General features: G+C 36.1%; 17 protein-coding genes. 13 read left to right on the forward strand and 4 right to left on the reverse strand.

The window, feature by feature from the left end; translation table 11 throughout:
* Nucleotides 1–9: 9 nt before the first annotated feature.
* From R3E91_03735 to der, 3 genes are all read right to left on the reverse strand, one after another.
* Entirely contained in the window at nucleotides 10–1,149 is a 1,140-nt protein-coding gene (locus R3E91_03735; GenBank protein ID MEZ5315306.1) for an Lpg1974 family pore-forming outer membrane protein, read from the reverse strand.
* Nucleotides 1,150–1,161: 12 nt separating this feature from the next.
* Nucleotides 1,162–2,289: an Lpg1974 family pore-forming outer membrane protein gene (locus tag R3E91_03740; GenBank protein ID MEZ5315307.1), complete on the reverse strand. Its 1,128-nt coding sequence runs from the start codon at nucleotides 2,287–2,289 to the stop codon at nucleotides 1,162–1,164.
* Nucleotides 2,290–2,357: 68 nt separating this feature from the next.
* Nucleotides 2,358–3,668, reverse strand: a complete 1,311-nt coding sequence (gene der, locus R3E91_03745; GenBank protein ID MEZ5315308.1) for a ribosome biogenesis GTPase Der — start codon at nucleotides 3,666–3,668, stop codon at nucleotides 2,358–2,360.
* 189 nt (nucleotides 3,669–3,857) lie between these two features.
* On the opposite strand from der, the gene R3E91_03750 reads away from it, so the two are divergent.
* Nucleotides 3,858–5,630, forward strand: a complete 1,773-nt coding sequence (locus R3E91_03750) for a SulP family inorganic anion transporter (protein MEZ5315309.1) — start codon at nucleotides 3,858–3,860, stop codon at nucleotides 5,628–5,630.
* 8 nt (nucleotides 5,631–5,638) lie between these two features.
* On the opposite strand, the gene yidD is transcribed toward R3E91_03750, so the two are convergent.
* The gene (yidD, locus tag R3E91_03755; GenBank protein MEZ5315310.1) at nucleotides 5,639–5,860 is read right to left on the reverse strand and encodes a membrane protein insertion efficiency factor YidD; all 222 of its coding nucleotides are present in this window, start codon (nucleotides 5,858–5,860) and stop codon (nucleotides 5,639–5,641) included.
* 250 nt (nucleotides 5,861–6,110) lie between these two features.
* On the opposite strand from yidD, the gene R3E91_03760 reads away from it, so the two are divergent.
* From R3E91_03760 to R3E91_03815, 12 genes are all read left to right on the forward strand, one after another.
* Nucleotides 6,111–6,500, forward strand: a complete 390-nt coding sequence (locus R3E91_03760) for a type III secretion system chaperone (GenBank protein MEZ5315311.1) — start codon at nucleotides 6,111–6,113, stop codon at nucleotides 6,498–6,500.
* 27 nt (nucleotides 6,501–6,527) lie between these two features.
* Nucleotides 6,528–8,552, forward strand: coding sequence for a type III secretion system inner membrane ring subunit SctD (gene sctD / locus R3E91_03765; protein ID MEZ5315312.1), 2,025 nt, complete (start codon nucleotides 6,528–6,530; stop codon nucleotides 8,550–8,552).
* 35 nt (nucleotides 8,553–8,587) lie between these two features.
* A complete protein-coding gene (locus tag R3E91_03770; GenBank protein ID MEZ5315313.1) occupies nucleotides 8,588–8,827 on the forward strand; it encodes a DUF5398 family protein in 240 nt (79 codons plus the stop codon).
* Between the two features lie 11 nt (nucleotides 8,828–8,838).
* Nucleotides 8,839–9,093: a DUF5407 family protein gene (locus R3E91_03775; protein ID MEZ5315314.1), complete on the forward strand. Its 255-nt coding sequence runs from the start codon at nucleotides 8,839–8,841 to the stop codon at nucleotides 9,091–9,093.
* Between the two features lie 21 nt (nucleotides 9,094–9,114).
* Nucleotides 9,115–9,558, forward strand: coding sequence for a hypothetical protein (locus tag R3E91_03780; protein MEZ5315315.1), 444 nt, complete (start codon nucleotides 9,115–9,117; stop codon nucleotides 9,556–9,558).
* 21 nt (nucleotides 9,559–9,579) lie between these two features.
* Nucleotides 9,580–10,224, forward strand: coding sequence for a hypothetical protein (locus R3E91_03785; protein ID MEZ5315316.1), 645 nt, complete (start codon nucleotides 9,580–9,582; stop codon nucleotides 10,222–10,224).
* Nucleotides 10,225–10,226: 2 nt separating this feature from the next.
* Entirely contained in the window at nucleotides 10,227–11,549 is a 1,323-nt protein-coding gene (gene sctN / locus R3E91_03790; GenBank protein ID MEZ5315317.1) for a type III secretion system ATPase SctN, read from the forward strand.
* Between the two features lie 166 nt (nucleotides 11,550–11,715).
* Nucleotides 11,716–12,219 carry a type III secretion T3S chaperone gene (locus R3E91_03795; GenBank protein MEZ5315318.1) on the forward strand — a complete coding sequence of 168 codons (504 nt, stop codon included), beginning with the start codon at nucleotides 11,716–11,718 and terminating at the stop codon, nucleotides 12,217–12,219.
* A gap of 2 nt (nucleotides 12,220–12,221) precedes the next feature.
* A complete protein-coding gene (locus tag R3E91_03800) occupies nucleotides 12,222–12,917 on the forward strand; it encodes a DUF5421 family protein (GenBank protein ID MEZ5315319.1) in 696 nt (231 codons plus the stop codon).
* A gap of 5 nt (nucleotides 12,918–12,922) precedes the next feature.
* Complete coding sequence (sctQ, locus tag R3E91_03805) at nucleotides 12,923–14,188, forward strand: type III secretion system cytoplasmic ring protein SctQ (GenBank protein ID MEZ5315320.1); 1,266 nt, start codon at nucleotides 12,923–12,925, stop codon at nucleotides 14,186–14,188.
* 38 nt (nucleotides 14,189–14,226) lie between these two features.
* Nucleotides 14,227–15,753, forward strand: coding sequence for a protein kinase (locus R3E91_03810; protein ID MEZ5315321.1), 1,527 nt, complete (start codon nucleotides 14,227–14,229; stop codon nucleotides 15,751–15,753).
* Between the two features lie 115 nt (nucleotides 15,754–15,868).
* Nucleotides 15,869–18,178 carry a type II secretion system protein GspD gene (locus R3E91_03815; GenBank protein ID MEZ5315322.1) on the forward strand — a complete coding sequence of 770 codons (2,310 nt, stop codon included), beginning with the start codon at nucleotides 15,869–15,871 and terminating at the stop codon, nucleotides 18,176–18,178.
* Nucleotides 18,179–18,198: the final 20 nt, after the last annotated feature.

An 18,198-nucleotide genomic window follows, 5' to 3' on the forward strand; every position in this document is an offset into this window, starting at 1 on the left:
AGGGCTTGTCTAGAATCCAATAGATAGACCAGCAGTTAGGCCACCAAAAGAAAGGCCCCCTGTTTGATGAACAATCGCTGAGATTGCATCTGTGCTGCGGAATTCAGTATATTGATTAAATTGCACACCGTTAATCAAATACTGCTGCTCCCATCCAATCCGAGCAGATACATTTGTACCCCTAGACATATTTTTAGATGCAACAATTTTTTCCCAGCAAAGGCCTAAAAATAGCTCAAACATTGGATTAGTAGTGAAAATAATATCTTGAGTCGCAGCACGAATGTCTGCTTGATACTCATTTCGTTGATTGATCGTTGTTTTAGACCAGATAAGATCAATATATGACCATCCTAGGACACTCAGACCATAGCAAAGATTCCATTGAGTAGATACTCCAGTTCGCAAACCCGTACCCGATAAATTTGCAGTATTTTTGGATAAGACCGGATCTGCAAGGCTTCCTCCTGAATATAAAACATTCAATCCTTGATCAAGCCAAAGAGCACGGACTCCTATCAAAGAGTTAATTTTCAACTTACTCGAAGGGAAAAATATCCGTTCTATTGAAAAGTCCGCGATATTAGTTTGTAGAGAGTACTCTCCTTCAGCAAGAGCTGGCAATGGATTTTGATTAGGATTCATCCATGTTGGATACATATACTCACTAGCTAATAAAGTTGGAGTATTTCCATTTCCTGTTGTTTGATAATAGGTCCATTTCCCTGAAAAGAGTAGGTTTCTCAGAGCAGGAATAAAAACCTTACCTCCAAGTCTTACTCCTGAATTATATTCAGGTTGAAGACGATAAAACTTTCCAGAAGTTAGAACAAGATCAGGGCTTGCCCCTGTTGTCGCATTGATCACTGCATAAGGCAATTCATCTGAGCGTGTTTGCCAATAGAGATAATCTGCTTCAAAAAGAAAGATTCTAGAGGGACAAGCATTGGGAATGTAATTCCCTTCAAAATAACAAGGAGGTTTAACAGCATTGTTATTTTCACGTGCACAAACCATTTCTGATTCATCAAAGCTAGATGCTCGATAATAGCTATCTAGCATATCAACTTTATCTTCTCGAGCAAAAGCAGGTATTTGCCCATGGAGTCCTAAAATGGTTGCAGCCGTTAATATTAAAAAACGGAACATACAAAACCTCCTTTAATATTCGATGGATAACCCAACAGTCAAACCACCTAGAGCTACGTTCCCTGTTTGATAGATATTAAGTAGATCTTCTTGACCAGTAAATTGGGTGTATCTATTAAATTGTATTGCATTTAAGAATACTTGCTCTTCCCAACCGATTCGAGCACGCATATTTGTGCACCAAAGAGGGCTTTCCCATGAGAGTCCTAAAAACAATTCAAAAACGGGATTGAAGGTACGAGAATCAGTCTTCATGATACTATTAGTATCACCGCCATAGATATTGTCTTGATGAACTTTCACTTTTGACCATAAAAGATCGATGTAGGACCATCCTAGTATGCTCCAACCACACCCCATATTCCATTCAGTAGATAGACCAGTTCTCAATCCACCTCCTAATAATCTATTCTCATTGTGAGCATATAATGGACTTAGTGTAAAATCTCCTCCTGAATAGGTGACGTTTAAATCTTGATTCATCCAGAGACAACGTGCTCCAACCAAAGGAGTAATTGTCAGTTCATTAGAAGCAAATAGATTGTGTTCAAGAGAAAAATCTGCAATATTTACAACCATATTATACTTTGCATTTCCTATATTAGAAATCGCCGTTTTAGCAGGATTGGTCCAAGGAGACATCAAGTACTTATTTGAACCGCCAACAGCTCTTCCATCTCCTGCTGTAGCATAATAGGTCCATCTAGCTGAAAACAAAACTCTATCTACATAAGGAATAGGAAGACCGATTCCTAGTCTTACTCCAGATTTACTTTCAGGATTAACTTGATAACGATCTCCAGCTTCTACTCTAACATCAGGATCCACACCGGATGTTGTCCATACAAAACCATAGGTCAAATCATCAACACGTGCTTGCCAATAGAGATAATCTGCTTCAAAAAGAAAGGATATTGAAGGGAAACTATTACAATTATAAGACGATGAGTCGTCACAGCAATAAAGCGATTTCGCACCATTCGTTTGATTAGGATTCCGTGCACATAAAGCTTCTGGTGTATTTAGACTTGAAGCATCGTAATAAACATTTTCATCAGGAATAACTTCTCGAGCAAGAGCAGGTGCTTGCCCATGGATTCCTAAAACTACTACACCCGTTAATACCAAAAAACGGAACATAAAAAGCCTCCTTCTTTATATAAAATCTCTTATTGCCCACTTATACAAAAGGTGATTTTTAAAAGCATTTATTTTTTTTGATAGGCTTTACTACGGAGTTGAAGTTGCAATGGAGTACCTAAATAACCATATTTTTTCCGAAGTTGATTGGTTAAATAACGCTTATAAGAATGGGAAATGAGGGAGGGATGGTTAATGAATAGAATAAATCGAGGAGGCTGAATAGCAATTTGTGTCATGTAGTAAACGCGTAGGCGTTTTCCATGAATGGCGGGTGGAGGATTGATGGCTAATGTATCTTTGAGAAAAAGATTTAATTGATGGGTAGAGACGCGATATTTAGAAGCTTTGATCACAGTTTCGATTTGAGGGAAAATACGATGAAGATTGTTTTTATATTTTGCTGAAATGAAAAGCACAGGACAATGGCTTAAGAAAGGTACCTGTTGGTATAGAGCACGAAGACAGTGTTCCGATCGAAATCCTTTCACTAAGTCCCATTTATTCATTAGAACAATACAACTTTTCCCAGCTTTTTCAATCCGCTGAACAATCTGCTTTTCTTGAGTTGTCATCCCCTCAGATCCATCAAGGACTAATAAACAGAGATCACAACGTTCAATTGCCCCTTCTGTGCGTATCGTAGCAAATTTTTCAACAGCTGTATGCTCAGATTTTTTACGTCGCACTCCAGCAGTATCAATGAGAATATACTCTTTCCCATCAAACTGAATAGGAATGTCAATACTATCACGAGTTGTTCCTCGTATAGAACTCGCAAGAGATCTCTCTTCATTGACCAGAGCATTGACTAATGTAGATTTACCTACATTTGTTCGACCAATAATCGCAATATGATCTTTATGATAGATCAAGCTCTCTTGTGTTAGAGAAAATCCTTTCCATGCAATCTCAAGAAGCTCAGCGATCTGATAGCCATGGACTGCAGAAACAGGAACGATGTTGGAAATTCCAAGAGAATAAAAACGGTGTAATCGATCTTGTTCGGCTAGATTATCAATTTTATTGATGGCTAATGTAAGAGGCTTTCCAGTTTTTAAAAGAAACCGAGCAATTGATTGATCGATTTCAGTGATTCCCACCTGTCCATCAACTACCATGATTAATGTGTCAGCTTCAAGAATGGCATTTTCCGCTTGTTTGCGGATTTGATCATAAAATCTATCAGATGATCCAAGATCAATTCCTCCAGTATCAATGACTTCAAAAGACATACCAAATAAATTGGCTTGTCCATAAAGACGATCGCGGGTACTTCCTTCTACTTCATCTACAATGGCGATCCGTTTATTGCAGAATTTATTGAAAAGAGAAGATTTACCGACATTCGGTCTACCAATAATCGCAAGCTTAAACATAAAACACTTTGTCTGTTCTTCTAGATTTAAAAATTCTCTCAGCCATTCTTTCAATGTTTAATTAAGCAAATAGCTAAAACTCCTTCTTAGATGAAAATTAAAAGAGAGAAAAAGCTGAGTATTAGCTGCCTAAAAATAAGAGAGGGTTGAAAAATTATAATAGAATCGTATTAATTTGAAAATATGTTGATGCGACCTGTGGATTTCTTTCCGTTTTTTGAGGATTTAAAAAAATATAAATTAAAATTTTTAAAACAAGATCTTATCGCAGCAATTTCAGTTGCATTGATGGCTTTACCACAGAGCATGGCTTATGCTTTCTTAGCTGGTCTGCCGACTTCCATGGGGATTTGGTCAGTAATTTTCGGAGTGATTTTTACAGCGAGTTTTGGCCAGTCTCGTTTTCTTGTCTCAGGAACCACGAATATGGTGGCAATTTTAATGCAATCTGGAATCTCTGAAATTCTCTATACGTATTACCCCGGTATTCATGGGCAAGCGCGTGATGTTTTAGCTTCAAACATTGCCATTGAAATCATCCTAATCATTGGAATTTTCCAGTGTATAGCTGGGTTGTTAAGACTGGGAAGATTAACTGAGTTTACAAGTCGATCCGTAGTTATGGGATATATTTCTGGGGGTGCTGCCACTATTGTAGTGACACAGCTTTTCCCTTTTTTTGGGATTAAGGAAATGGATCAATATCAGCCGCTCTATCAACAAGCTTGGTTTTTCATTGAAAAAATACACAATCTATACGTACCTACGATCCTACTATCAATAAGTTCTTTGATACTATTAATTATTTTCCACCGGATATCTGTAAAAATTCCAGGAGCAGCAGTTGTTTTTTTATTAGCTGGTAGTATAACATTTTTTTTTCATCTTGCTCCAGAAGCGTCTAAAAGCATTTTTGAGATTTCTCCAGGTCATCGGATTGGACGTATTGTCTTATTACAAGATTTTAGTTTTCTCTCTTTTGATGTTCCAAGATTCTCTATCCCTTTTTTTCATTTTCGGATTTTCACGAAAATCATTCCATTAGCTTTTGCTATTGCGCTTTTGAGTGTGATTGAAGCCACGACAATTGGACGTAATTATACAAGTTCAAAAGATTCTACATATGATAGTAATCAAGAGATTTATGGGCTAGGGGTTAGCAATTGCTTTTCTTCTTTTTTGTATGCCATGCCTAGCTCAGGGAGTTTTTCAAGAAGTGCACTCAATATAGGTTCAGGAGCTTGCACCCGTTTTTCTGCAATTATGAGTGGTTTATTAGCTTTTCTATTTATTGGATTATTTGGATTTCTTGTAAATAAGATTCCTATAAGTACGTTGAGCGCACTGATGATTTTTGTAGCTTATAATATGATTAATTTTAAAGATTTTTTCATCTGTTTACGTGCTACACGTGGGGATGCATTTGTTCTTCTTTCTACATTTTTATCTAGTATGATTTTTACTCTTGATATTACCCTTTATATAGGGGTGGTTTTATCAGTGGTGATTTATTTAAAAAGAGCAGCTATCCCTTATCTTATTGATTATGCATTTAATAATTTTGGCAAATTACGTCCTCTTGAGGCTAAAGAGGAACGTCCCGATCCTCGTATCTGTATTTTACAACCAGAAGGAGAATTATTTTTCGGAGCGGCTGATCTTCTGCAAGCTAAACTAAGAGATATCTCCGAAGACGATTCAATTAAAATCCTCATTCTTCAACTACTCAATACGCGTTATATTGATGCTTCAATTTGTCTCATGCTAAGAGAGCTACTCAACTACTTAAAGGCAACAGGCAAAAAGTTATTGATCAGCGGAATTTCAACAGAGGTATGGAAAACATTAGAAGATTCACAATTTATCAACGAGATTGGGAAAGAAAATCTTTTCCCAGCTAATGAGCAACTTCCAAGTGAACCAACTCGTAATGCTTATAAACTCGCGAAAGATTATATTTGATTAATCTATTATTGAAGCAAGTCTATTTTCAGTTGAATCCCCTCTTTTTTTATGTTTTTGTAAATCCAAGTTTCATTGTTTTCACGCATCAAACGGTCACAACCCATGGAAATGCCACGAAAGACACCATATTTTTGAATTGCTTCAAATGTATACTGAGAACTACTTGGATAGAAACTACTTCTTGGGCCGTCAATTGGAGAGATATAATTTTGGAAAAAACGAATCAAACCTTTACAAATACTTCTCCCATAATAGATCTTAGAGTTTTGGTTTTGTGTATCTTCCCGTTTTATGTAAACGAATTCAGAATCTATTCCCCATGGTTCAGAAAATGATTCGATATAATTTCCTTTTAATGGGAGAAAAAATAAAGAGTTTATTAAGAAAAAAAATATCAATTTCATAATTCATTGGACGATTATCTTTAGATAAACAAAAATAAATAATAAAGTGGAAACCTTTTTTGCAAGGATAGATTTGCTTAAGCAGCTTATAGATCAATTAAGTTTAGATTTGGAAGAGCCGCTGAATGCAAATCATGATGGTTCTTATTCTCTTTATTTCGAACCAGACTTGGAGCTTTCTGTAAGAGAAAATATTGACTTAACTATTTCTTTCTTTACAGTGCTTAGTCTTTTACCCGAAGCAAAAACAGAGGCTTTTTTACTGAAAATGATGGTAGGTAATCTTTTTGGTCGTGAGACGGGGGGAAGTATTCTGGGATTGACTAAAGATGGAAAGAAGATTACCTTTTTAAGGTTTCTACCTAAAGATTTGGATTATAAAGATTTTCATGATTACCTTGAGGACTTTTTGAACTATGCGGAAGCGTGGAAAATTGAAGCAACTGAATTTATTAAATCATAAACTCGGTAAATGATTAGGTAATAAATAATGAATGCTGAATTTGTCGCCGAAGAAGGAGTTTTAAAGGGATTGATTCTTTCTCTTGAAGATGGTCAAGAGTGGTCATTTGGTTCTGATCCTGATCAGGTGACCATTGTGATTGAAGATCCAAAAGTCTCACCTAAACATTTTATCTGTTATAAAACTCCAGAAGGTTATTTCATTGAAAATTTAAGTCAAGAATCTCCTACTTTACTTAACAATGCTGCTTTTTCATCTCGTAAGCAACTGCAAGCTGGCGATAAAGTGGGTGTTGGTAAGACAATTTTTCAATTTTATCCTGAAGGAGCTCTTAGTAAATATGCCTTTGAACCCGAATATGCCTTTGAATCAGAGACTCCTTTTTTAGATTCTGAGGAAGAAGGGGAACCTTTCCTTAAAGAAGAGGATAAAAACTTGGATCAGACTTCTTCTCCTGTTGACCAGGAAGAAATAGATGAGGAAGAGGAGAATCGAAATGACCAAGAAGAGAGTCGGAATGATAGGGGAATAGAGTATTCAAATGACTCAGATGAAGAAATCGCAAAAGAGGCCATGGAAGATGGCGATGCAGAATATAAAGAAGAATTATCTTATCCAATCGATTCGAGTGGTAAACAAGAAGATTTAGCTAGAGAAGAGATCTTCAGACAAGTAGAAGATTCTGAGGTGATGATAGACCTCACTCCCACCACTCGATTTTTGATTAAAGTGATCTCAGGTCCAAATACAGGAGCTGAATTTGCCCTTGAATTAGAGCATAAGTATTTGATTGGAACTGATTCAGAAACCTGTGATTTGGTATTTAATGATTTAAGTGTATCGAGAGAACATGCGCGTCTTCTATTGAATGAAGATGGAGAAATTTTTATAGAAGATCTAGGAAGCCGTAATGGAGTTATCGTTGATAATGAGAGAATTGTAAATTCTACCCAACTATTTGCAAATGTCGTAGTTGCTTTGGGAACTTCAGCTTTTCTTTTAATCGATAAAGAAGCTCCTTCTGAAACAATTGTCACTCAAGTTTTTGAAACATCTCAAAAGAAAAAAGAAGAGGTTCTAGAAGAGGGGACTCATCAAGAGAGTAATCCTTCTTTACCCATTAAACAATCTTTAAATCCTCTTGCACATGGTTCACTTATCCTCGCCTTGTTTATTGCGGGCTTAGCTGTTTTATTTGGAATCGGGATGGTCTCTTTATTGCAAACAAGCGAGGTGATCATTGAGAAACAGGATTATCCAAAAGAAATCCAAGAGATACTTAAAGACTATCCAGCCATTCAATATACCTATAATCCTTTGAGTGGAAAGCTTTTTTTGATGGGACATGTCAGAACAGGTGTTGAGATGAATGAGTTATTATATAAGATCAAGAATTTAATCTTTATTCATGGTCTGGAAAATAATATTGTCAACGATGAGGCTGTTTGGCAAGAGATGAATATTTTACTCTCAAAAATTTCCCAGTTCAAAGGGGTCAGTATGCATTCTCCCCAGGCTGGGATATTTATCATTTCTGGTTATTTAAAAACCCATTTACAAGCGAGTAACCTGATTGACTATCTCAATATTAACTTCAATTATCCTAACCTTTTGGAAAATCATGTGTTTGTTGAAGAACAAATTATTCAAGACGTCAGTGCTCAATTGATTCAGCATGGGTTTGGAGCAGTCACACCTGCTTTTTCCACGGGTGAGTTATTGCTAACAGGTTATATTAATTCAACACAAACATATGAATATAAAAGTTTGGTTGATGCATTTGAAAAGATTTTAGGTATACGTTCCATAAAGAACTTTGTAGTGGCAGTCTCATCTGAGCAGGGTTTAATCGATTTGAATAGGCGTTATCCGAATAAGTATCGTGTTACAGGTTTTTCAAAACATGGAGATGTAAATATTAATGTTGTGATTAATGGGCGCATTTTAACAAGAGGAGATCAAATTGATTTAATGACCATTACAAGTATTCAACCTCATGCAATTTTTCTTGAAAAGGATGGTTTAAAATATAAGATCGAGTACAACAAATAAGGTAAATTATATATAAGGAAAGAATGATGTTTGGAATGGAAAGTGACAAAAAAAAAATACAATCAGTTGATTATTCCTTTGATTTAGAGGAAGAGTTAAAAGATGTAGGAAAATTACGTGCTTTAAAAGAGCAAATTGAGGAACGAATTTCACAATTGAAAATTCTTCTTCGTAAAGGAGAAAATAAAAAAAAATTTGATCAATCGCAAACACTTTTACATGGATATTTAGCTCTTCAGAAAGTGGTTCAGCGTGTAAATAGAAAAGTATTGTAAGGAGGAAAGTTATGACGGGTCAAGGTTCGGCACCATCTTTTGATTTTAATAAGATTCTTAAAGGTTTAGAAAGCTATGTACAGTCTGTTCAAACCTATTTAAATCAGTTAGAGGCCGCAACAGGAGGTACAGTCAATTTAGCGACTATGTTTAACATGCAGTTTCATATGCAAATTATGTCACAGTATATTGAAGCAGTCTCGAATGCTTTGAGTGCAGTTCATAATGAAATGGTCACAATGGCACGTGCGGTTAAAGGACAATAATAAATTTAGAGGATTAAGGATATGGAAACACTTCAGGATTTTAAAGTAGATCTTGCCTTATTAGTTGAGGGAGGGTTGATCGCAATTAAGCAGGGCGATGAAGAGAGTGCAAAAAAATTATTTAATGCTGTCGGTATTCTTGATCCACAAAATATGGTTCGGAAGATGGGGTATGGGATTATTGCTTTGCATAAGATGGATATTAAAACCTCTCAAAAACACTTTCGAGAGATTCTTCAGATTGAAAAAACAAATTGGAGAGCGCAGGTTTTTCTTGCTTTTTCTCATATTCTTTCAGTTTTACAAGAGGGTTCACCAAAAGAAAAATATGAATCTCTTGAAATAGGAGCAACCCTTGCACAAGAAGTCCTAGAGAAAAGCAACACTCCTTCAACTCTTCAACTTGCAAAGTCTCTTCTTGAATGGGAAAAAGAGCTTCAGGATAAAGTTAAAACTAGTCCGTAAAATTTTAGGAGGAAAAAAGATATGCCCGATAATAGAATTTCTGAAATTAATCCAATCCCTCCAAATCCTGATAGAAATCCTACTCATTCTTTAGGGGATTCACAAGAGACTGAAAATGCGACTCCTTTTTCATTACCTTCATCAAAGGATAAAGCAGAGTTTGAAATGGGTGAAATAAAAAAAACTCCGATGGATTTTGCTAGAGAGCAAGCTCAGCAAAATATCAAGAAACTGACTCCTGAACAGTTAAATCATGCTATGGAAGGATTACAAAATCAACTTGGAGATGTAGCGACAAAACTTAAAAATCCAAATATCACTAAAAAATTTACAGAAGATCATTATGAAGCTTTGGACAAAATTGTTGAGGAAATGTCTTCTGACATGGGAGCCATTGGAAAACATACGAATCAGACATTCCCTTCTGCTCATCGAATGAATGATGAATCACCTTTAAGTTATATTACCCGTTGGATTAATGGATCTCAGCAGACTTTGAGTTCAGCGATAAATTTCATAGGGAAAGATAAAAATCCCAATCCTGCTTCCTTTTTAAAATTACAATACTCAGTTCAACGAGCTGTTCAAAGAGGTGAATTGTTTGCCAGCATTGTTGGAGCCTCTGTCTCAGGCATTAAAACTATCATGAGTACGCAGTTAGGATAAATATGAATGAAGAGACCACTGGCTTCGAAAAACTGATATCCAGTTTAGAAGAGGTACAGTTAACAACTGTCATGGGCCGGATTACAGAAGTTGTAGGGATGCTGATTAAGGCTGTTGTCCCTCAGGTGCGGATCGGTGAGGTTTGTCTAGTTAAACGAAAAGATCTCCCACCGCTCATTACTGAAGTCGTAGGATTCACACAAGACCAAGTTTATCTTTCTCCTTTAGGGGAAATGACTGGGATAGGTCCTTCTTCAGAAGTGATTCCAACTGGGTTACCTCTCCATATTAAAGTGGGTCCTAAGTTATTAGGAAGAGTGTTAAATGGCATTGGAGAGCCTCTTGATATTGAGACAAAAGGCCCTTTAAATTTGACTCAAACCTGTCCGATTTTTCGTTCTCCACCAGATCCTCTAAAAAGGCAACGGATTAAAGAACCCATCTCAACAGGGGTAAGATCTATAGATGGCCTTTTGACATGTGGGCGTGGCCAGCGCATTGGAATTTTTGCAGGAGCGGGTGTGGGTAAATCTACATTGATTGGAATGATTGCTCGGAGTTCTGAAGCGGATATTAATGTGATTGCACTTATTGGTGAAAGAGGGCGAGAGGTTAGAGAATTTATAGAAAAAGATCTTGGGACAGAAGGATTGGCGCGTTCAGTCATTATTGTATCTACTTCTGATCAAGCTTCTCAGCTTCGTTTGAATGCAGCGTATGTCGGAACGGCGATTGCTGAGTATTTTCGTGATCAAGGTAAAACTGTCATTTTGATTATGGATTCAGTCACGCGTTTTGCAAGAGCTTTAAGAGAGGTGGGATTAGCAGCTGGTGAACCCCCTGCTCGTGCAGGTTATACACCTTCTGTCTTTTCTACTCTTCCTCGTTTGCTTGAAAGATCAGGAAATTCTGATAAAGGTTCAATCACAGCCTTCTATACAATCTTAGTTGCTGGTGATGATATGAACGAACCTGTTGCAGATGAAGTAAAGTCTATTTTGGATGGTCATATTGTTCTTTCAAATACCCTGGCACAAGGGTATCACTATCCTGCCATTGATGTGTTGGCGTCTATTAGTCGTCTAGTGAATGAAGTGACAGATCCAGCACATCTTAAAATGATTAGTAAAGCACGAGAAGTATTGGCTAACTATAGAAAAAATGAAATGTTAATTCGCATTGGAGAATATAAACGGGGATCGGATCGTGATGCTGATTATGCGATTGATCATATCAATAAACTGAACCGTTTTTTAAAACAGACAATTGAAGAAAAATCTTCTTTTAAAGAAACCATTCAACAGCTTAAGGCGCTCTTTAGATAGTTCTAAACAATAAATTAGAGAATGATTTTTTTTGAACAAAAATTTGGGATATGTAAGAGATCGTGTTTACAATCTATGGTTTTCTGTTTAAAAAAATGGTGTTTAAGAAACCTGCTAACTTGATTTTCGAGAATAGAGTCTAAACAAGTATTTTGGTAGATAAAAAATGGCAAAAAAACTCTATCCACTTCAACAAGTGCTCTTGGTCAAGAAGGATCGGGTAGAAAAAGCAGAAAAGGTTGTGCAGAAAAAAAAGCAAGCACTAACAATTGAAGAAGATAAGTTAAAAAAAATTGAAGAAGCACGAAATCTTGTTTTAAATCATCATAACAGCAAGTTAGCTCAATTAAGAGAGGCTCTGGATAAAGGAACCACGAGTAATGAAGTTTTACAAATGAAGTCTTATTTAAAAGTGGTTAAAGAAAAACTAGAAAAAGAAGAAAAAAAAGTTGAAACACAACAACAACAGGTAAAAATTGCCAAGAGGGATCTTCAAGAGGCACAAGATCATCTTAAGATCAAAAGAGTTGAGGAAGAAAAGCTTTCTTTACATAAAGAAGCATGGGATAAAGAAGTTCAGGCTGAACTGATAAAAAAAGAAGCAAAAGAACAAGATGAAATTGGCCAGATTGTTTATACCTCTCAGAAAAAAAAACAAAAGGAATCGTAATTATGAAAATTCCCCCATCAAATCGAGAAACAGGTGTCTTTTCAAAAAGGGAACGTAATAAAGAACCAGTCGATCATAAGAAAACAAACAAAGATTTCACACTGCCAAGAAAAAAAGAAGAGAGCAAAGATAAGAAAGAGTCACTTTTTGATATTGCTGGTGCTGAATTAGGATTGAAAGAATTGAAACAATCTCAGGAGTTTTCCGAAAGTCAAGAGATTGCTTCTCAAGATATTTCAGAAATAAAAACAGATATCACTGCAATTAGCAAATTGATTCAAAATATGGTTAAAGAAATGCAAATTGGACAGCTTGAGGGAAAAGATTTTGCTAACATCCAGTTATCAGAAGCCTCTATGAATCTTCCTGAAGCGTTTTTAGGGAGCCACTTGACGTTAAGTTATGAAGAAAATCAATTGACCATTCATTTTGATAATTTTATGACTCCTCAGCAAGAAAACAATGCGATGATCATGGTTGAGAAACATAAACAGCAGTTATTAGATATGATTCAAACTTTACAACAAAAAAATATTTATATTAAAGAAATGAGTATCGGAGAACGTGCCATTACACTGCCTCGCATTGAATCTCATCCGACGGCTTTTCGTTCGATAGCTGCTCAAGAGGGTACAATGAAAGAAGATCAAAAGTCGGGCTATGAAAAAGATCGTGAAGAGGAGACTAGCTCTGAATAATCGACTTGGGATATAGTAAAGATATAGAAATTGAAAAAATCATGGCTATGACTGCTGATAAACCTCTTGATTGGATTAGGGAGGTCGAACGTCTTCTCCTTAATCTTGAAGAAAAACCGCAATTTGGGCTTCCTGCACCCTTTGATTGGAAAGTTTTTGAAAAACGTCTGCAAGAAGTGCTTGGACATGGCTTATTGAAAACTGGATATGATATTAAAGGTTGGGAAGTTGGGGGTAAGATATGGTCTGGTTTAGGGAAAGGGCTGATGTGTTTACCGATCGAATGGGTCCCCTTAACACTTCCTGTGTATTTTCTGACAAACGGTCAAGATCTTAAACAATTGATGAGAAATCTTCTTGGAGAAAAAAAAGAAACCGCTTACTTTTACGATCCTTCCCTTGTTGAAGGGTTTTACTATTATTTTATTGCTGAAATTCTTTCTATTCTTGAGAATTTGAATTTTGCCTCTCCTCTTTCTCCTAGATTGGGTGAGGTTTGCGAGGATATTCAACAAGTCATTGGAGAACAACCTTGTTTTGTCATCAACATATTCTGTTCTCTGAATCAACAACCCTTTCGAGCTAAATTACTCCTAACAGCAGATTTTCGTCGTGAATGGAAAAGTTATTTTTCTCATCTTCTTCCCTCTACTCTATCTTGTGAGGTTAAGGAGAAAATCAATTTAGATATCAGTTTAGAGATTGGTCATACAAGGCTTAAGTTTAAAGAATGGAAAAACGTAAAGAAGGGAGATTTTATTTTACTCGATCATTGCTCATACGATCCAGTGAAAAAAAAGGGAGGGGTTGTTCTATCTCTTAATCAAAAATCTCTTTTTCGAGGGCGTTTTAAAGAAAGAGGCATTAAAATCACTGAGTACCCTAACTATCAGGAGGTAAGTACGTTTATGGATGAGGAACCATTCTTTGACATGAATCAATCAGAGGATTTCACATCAGAATTAGAGGATGAAAATCCCTCTCTAAAAGATTTGGAAGATTTTGATGAAGAAGAGAGTATGAAAAAAATGGAACTCATACCTAATGAAACGACAATCGCAATCGAAGAATTACCTATAGATTTAACTGTTGAAGTAGGACGTCTGCGTATGACAGCCAAGGCATTGATGGATTTGAATCCTGGTAATTTAATAGAAATCAATGTTCACCCTGAACAGGGAGTAGATCTTGTCGTTAATGGCAAAAAAGTTGGACGTGGAGAATTGATTCGTATTGGTGAAACATTGGGTGTGCGCATTTTATCGCTATAAAAAGGATCATTTTATTTTAGATAGGAGAAAGGAAATCAGTGACTCATGAGTTTCCAAGCCATATCGGCGGATACAGGATTGAGAGTCTCCTAGATCGAGGTGGGATGACTCTTCTTTATCTTGGTATTCATCCTGAGACCCATCAGCCAATTACCATTAAAGTACTTTCATCTAAGTATGTTTCTCATCCTGAAATGGTAGACCGTTTTATGCGAGAAGCAGAGATTATTGCTCTAACTGATCATCCTAATATTGTGAAAATTTATGGGAATGGTAAGTGGGAAGGAGGAGTGTATATTGCGATGGAATTCATCCAGGGAATTTCTCTCCGTCAAATGATTTTGCAAGAAGCAATGTCATTAAAAAGGGCACTTGAAGTTGTAATTCAAATTGGTTATGCCCTTACACATCTTCATGTCCATGGGATTATTCATCGTGATCTGAAACCAGAAAATATTCTTCTAACAGCTCAAGGAGGAGTAAAAGTAGTAGATTTTGGTATTTCACAGATATATACAGAGAAAATAAATTCTACTAAGACTCAACTTCTTGGCACTCCGGTTTACATGAGTCCTGAGCAAATCGAGAATCCTCTTAATGTAGATTTTTCTATCGATGTATATGCCTTAGGGATTATTACTTATGAACTCATATTAGGGCGTTTATCACATGGATTGGTTCATCTTTCGAATGTTCCACGTGGTTTACAGAAGCTTTTATCGAAAGCACTTCAACCAAAGCGAAAAGATCGATTTGATGATATTGTAGAATTTATTCAAGAAGTTTCAGCTTACTTAAATTCAAATGAACTACAACATGATATGCGTGGCAGTGATTATCTTGGTGAGTTGAAAGAGAATCTTCGACAAGCACAATCAATTTTAATTCCTCCTCATCTTCCCAATTGGCAGCGTGTGAATATGGCGCTTTCCTCGAACTGTAGTACTGCTCTCTCTTCTGTCTATTATGATTTTTTCGAGCCAAAAGAGGGGATCTATAGCCTTGTTATGGGTGAATCCTTAACGACAGGTGTTCAAGGTTTATTACAAATTGCTATATTGAAAGGCATGGTTCATGCTTTGGCTCATGCTATCAACACACCACTCGATTTTGTATCAACATTAAATGCTAGAATTCTTGATCAAAAGAATAGTCAGAGTTTTTCTTTTTCTTTGCTGACTCTATACCCACTACAAGAACGTTTTTCTTACATCTCTTGTGGCTATAGCCCACTCTGGTATTTACCTGCAGGTGGGAAAACTCCTCGTCGTTTAACTGCTGAAAATGCCCCTTTAGGAATTTCAAATTCTCCAGAATTTCTTGAAGTTGATTCGAATTGGAATATTGGAGATAATTTAACTTTGCATACTTTTCAAGCTGGTCAAGCAAAAAGTATTCAGGAAATTGAGAAGGATGAAGGACGATTTTTAAATGCTCTAATGGAGACTCTTTTTTTGGATCCACAAAAACAAGTTGAAGCCATTTTTCGCAAAGTCTCGCAAAAAGAAGAACGAGCTTTTTTTGAATCTCCAATTACTGTAATTAGTATTCAAAGGGAAACATAGCTGGGTAAAAATAATAATTTTCACTATACCCAATACCATATAGCCAGATATAATGAAGACAATGCGCCTTAGAAATTTTTATTTCATTTATATATGTGTATTTATTATTAGTTTAATGCCATTTGTGTATGGTGAAAAATATGGCAAATCTGAACTGATTGGATCAGATACACAAGGATCTCTAGAAAGACCGATCACAATTATTCAATCCTCTTCTCATCCTTTATTGCGACCAACTCTTCATGCAAATGATCATCAATTAGCTTCGGTTTCCCATGAATCTCATCCTTCATTCCACATTCAATCGGATGGATTGTTAGCTGCAGAAAGAAAGCATAAAAATGAAATTAAAGAATTCAGTCAGACAAATAAAACTTCAGAAACTAAAACTGAGCTTAAAGGAATAGATTTTGGTAAATATCTGAAACCTAATTGCGATCCTAAGAGAGAAGGATATACGATTAATTTTGAAGATATTTCTATCCTTCAACTGATCCAGTTTATTAGTAAAATTTCTGGGACAAATTTTGTATTTGATAAGAATGATTTAAATTTCGCAATTACGATTATTTCTGAAGACCCAACATCCATAGAAGATCTTTCTGCAGCATTGCTCCAGATTTTAAGAATTCACGGTCTTTCAGTTGTAGAACAAGGGAACAATATTTTGATTTATAAAAATCAAAATATGTCAAAAGTCTCTACAGTGATTACTGATACAAATATTCATGAAGCATGTGAGGCAGCAGTGATCACTCGTGTTTTTCGACTCTACAATATTGATCCAAACAAGATTCAAACAATTGTAAAACCCCTCCTATCTTCTGATGCGATTGTTGAGGTTTCTGTTGAAACACATCATTTGATTGTTACAGATATGACAGCAAATGTTGATAAGATTGCAGATCTTCTTTCCGCTCTTGATATCCCAAATACAGCTTTTGATATTCTCGAATATAAAGTTAATAGTGCTTATCCTAGTGCTCTTGTGAGTTATGCACGAGAAATATTAGCTCCTTTAGCTGGGGATAACCCCTTGCAAATCATTGCTCAGCCTTCTTCAAACAAAATATTTGTGGTTTCTACTCCTTATTTAAATCAAAAAGCTATTCAAGTTTTACAAGCTTTAGACACTGCAGATATCACAGAAATTGCTCCAGATTTGCCTTCAGATGCAATGGCAAATAATAATTTTCACATGTATAAATTAAAATATCAAAAAGGACAGAAGATTGCTGATGCAATGAAAGAGATTGGCGCAAATTTACAATATTCTGGTGTCGCGAATTTAGATTTTGTTAATACTATTCATAGTCTGCAATGGTTAGAGGTAAATAATTCGATCATTGTCACTGGCTCTAGTCATGCCATTAAAAAAATTGTTGAATTGCTAGATGATCTAGATCAACCTCCTAAGCAAGTTTATATCGAAGTCTTAATTATCGATACAACTTTACAGAATTCGCTTGATTTTGGTGTTCAATGGATTGCCTTGGGTGATGAGCAGAATAAGCTTGCATATGCTTCAGGTTTATTAGGCAATTCACCTCCAAATCCAAATCTTCAAGGAGGATCAATTCCTCCTGGAGCTCGTTATATCGCATCGAACCCCTCTTCCCAGCCTCCTCTAATTCCCAACCCTGGACGCGATATTCCACTTCCAGTACCTTCTTCTCTTTCCGGAATCAGTAATATCGTCAATCAAACAGAAGCATTTGGATTTGGAATTATTGGGAATATTCTTCGTCATCATGGACAATCATTTTTGACATTAGGAGCACTAGTGAGTGCTCTCGATCAAGAGATGCAAACCCAAGTAGTACTTAATCCACGAATTATGGTTGAAGATACACAGTCAGCAAATTTCTTTGTTGGAGAGAATATTCCCTACCAGACTACTAGCACTGTGATTCAGCAAACTGGATCAGTGACACAAAACTTTCAATACGAAGATATAGGGATTCAACTTCAAGTGACTCCAACAATTTCACCTAGTAATGTTGTGACGATTGATATTAATCAAGCCATTTCTAATGTACTTTCTGTGACAACAGAAAATGTGATTGCACCTCAGACACAAAAAATTCTTGCGACCACTCGTGTTCATGTTCCTGATGGTTGTTTTTTTGTTATGAGTGGTCATATTCGAGATCAGTGTACAAAAGTAAACTCTGGGATTCCTTGTTTGGGGACATTACCTCTTATTGGTCCACTTTTTTCACGTAATATTGAGCAACGTAGTAAACGAAATATGATTATGTTTATTCGTCCAAAAGTGATGACTGTAATTGACGATCAGATTAAATTAACTAATCAAGAAGGCTATCAATATAACTTTGATACAGATCCCTCATCATTGCAAGAATCCTGTTGTGAACAAGCTCCCGAATGCGAGGTCTATCCTCCCATGAATCCAATACATTAAAATAGCTCGCTATAAAATTC

This window comes from Chlamydiales bacterium (assembly GCA_041395025.1).
Taxonomy (GTDB): Bacteria; Chlamydiota; Chlamydiia; order Chlamydiales; family JAAKFR01; genus JAJACP01.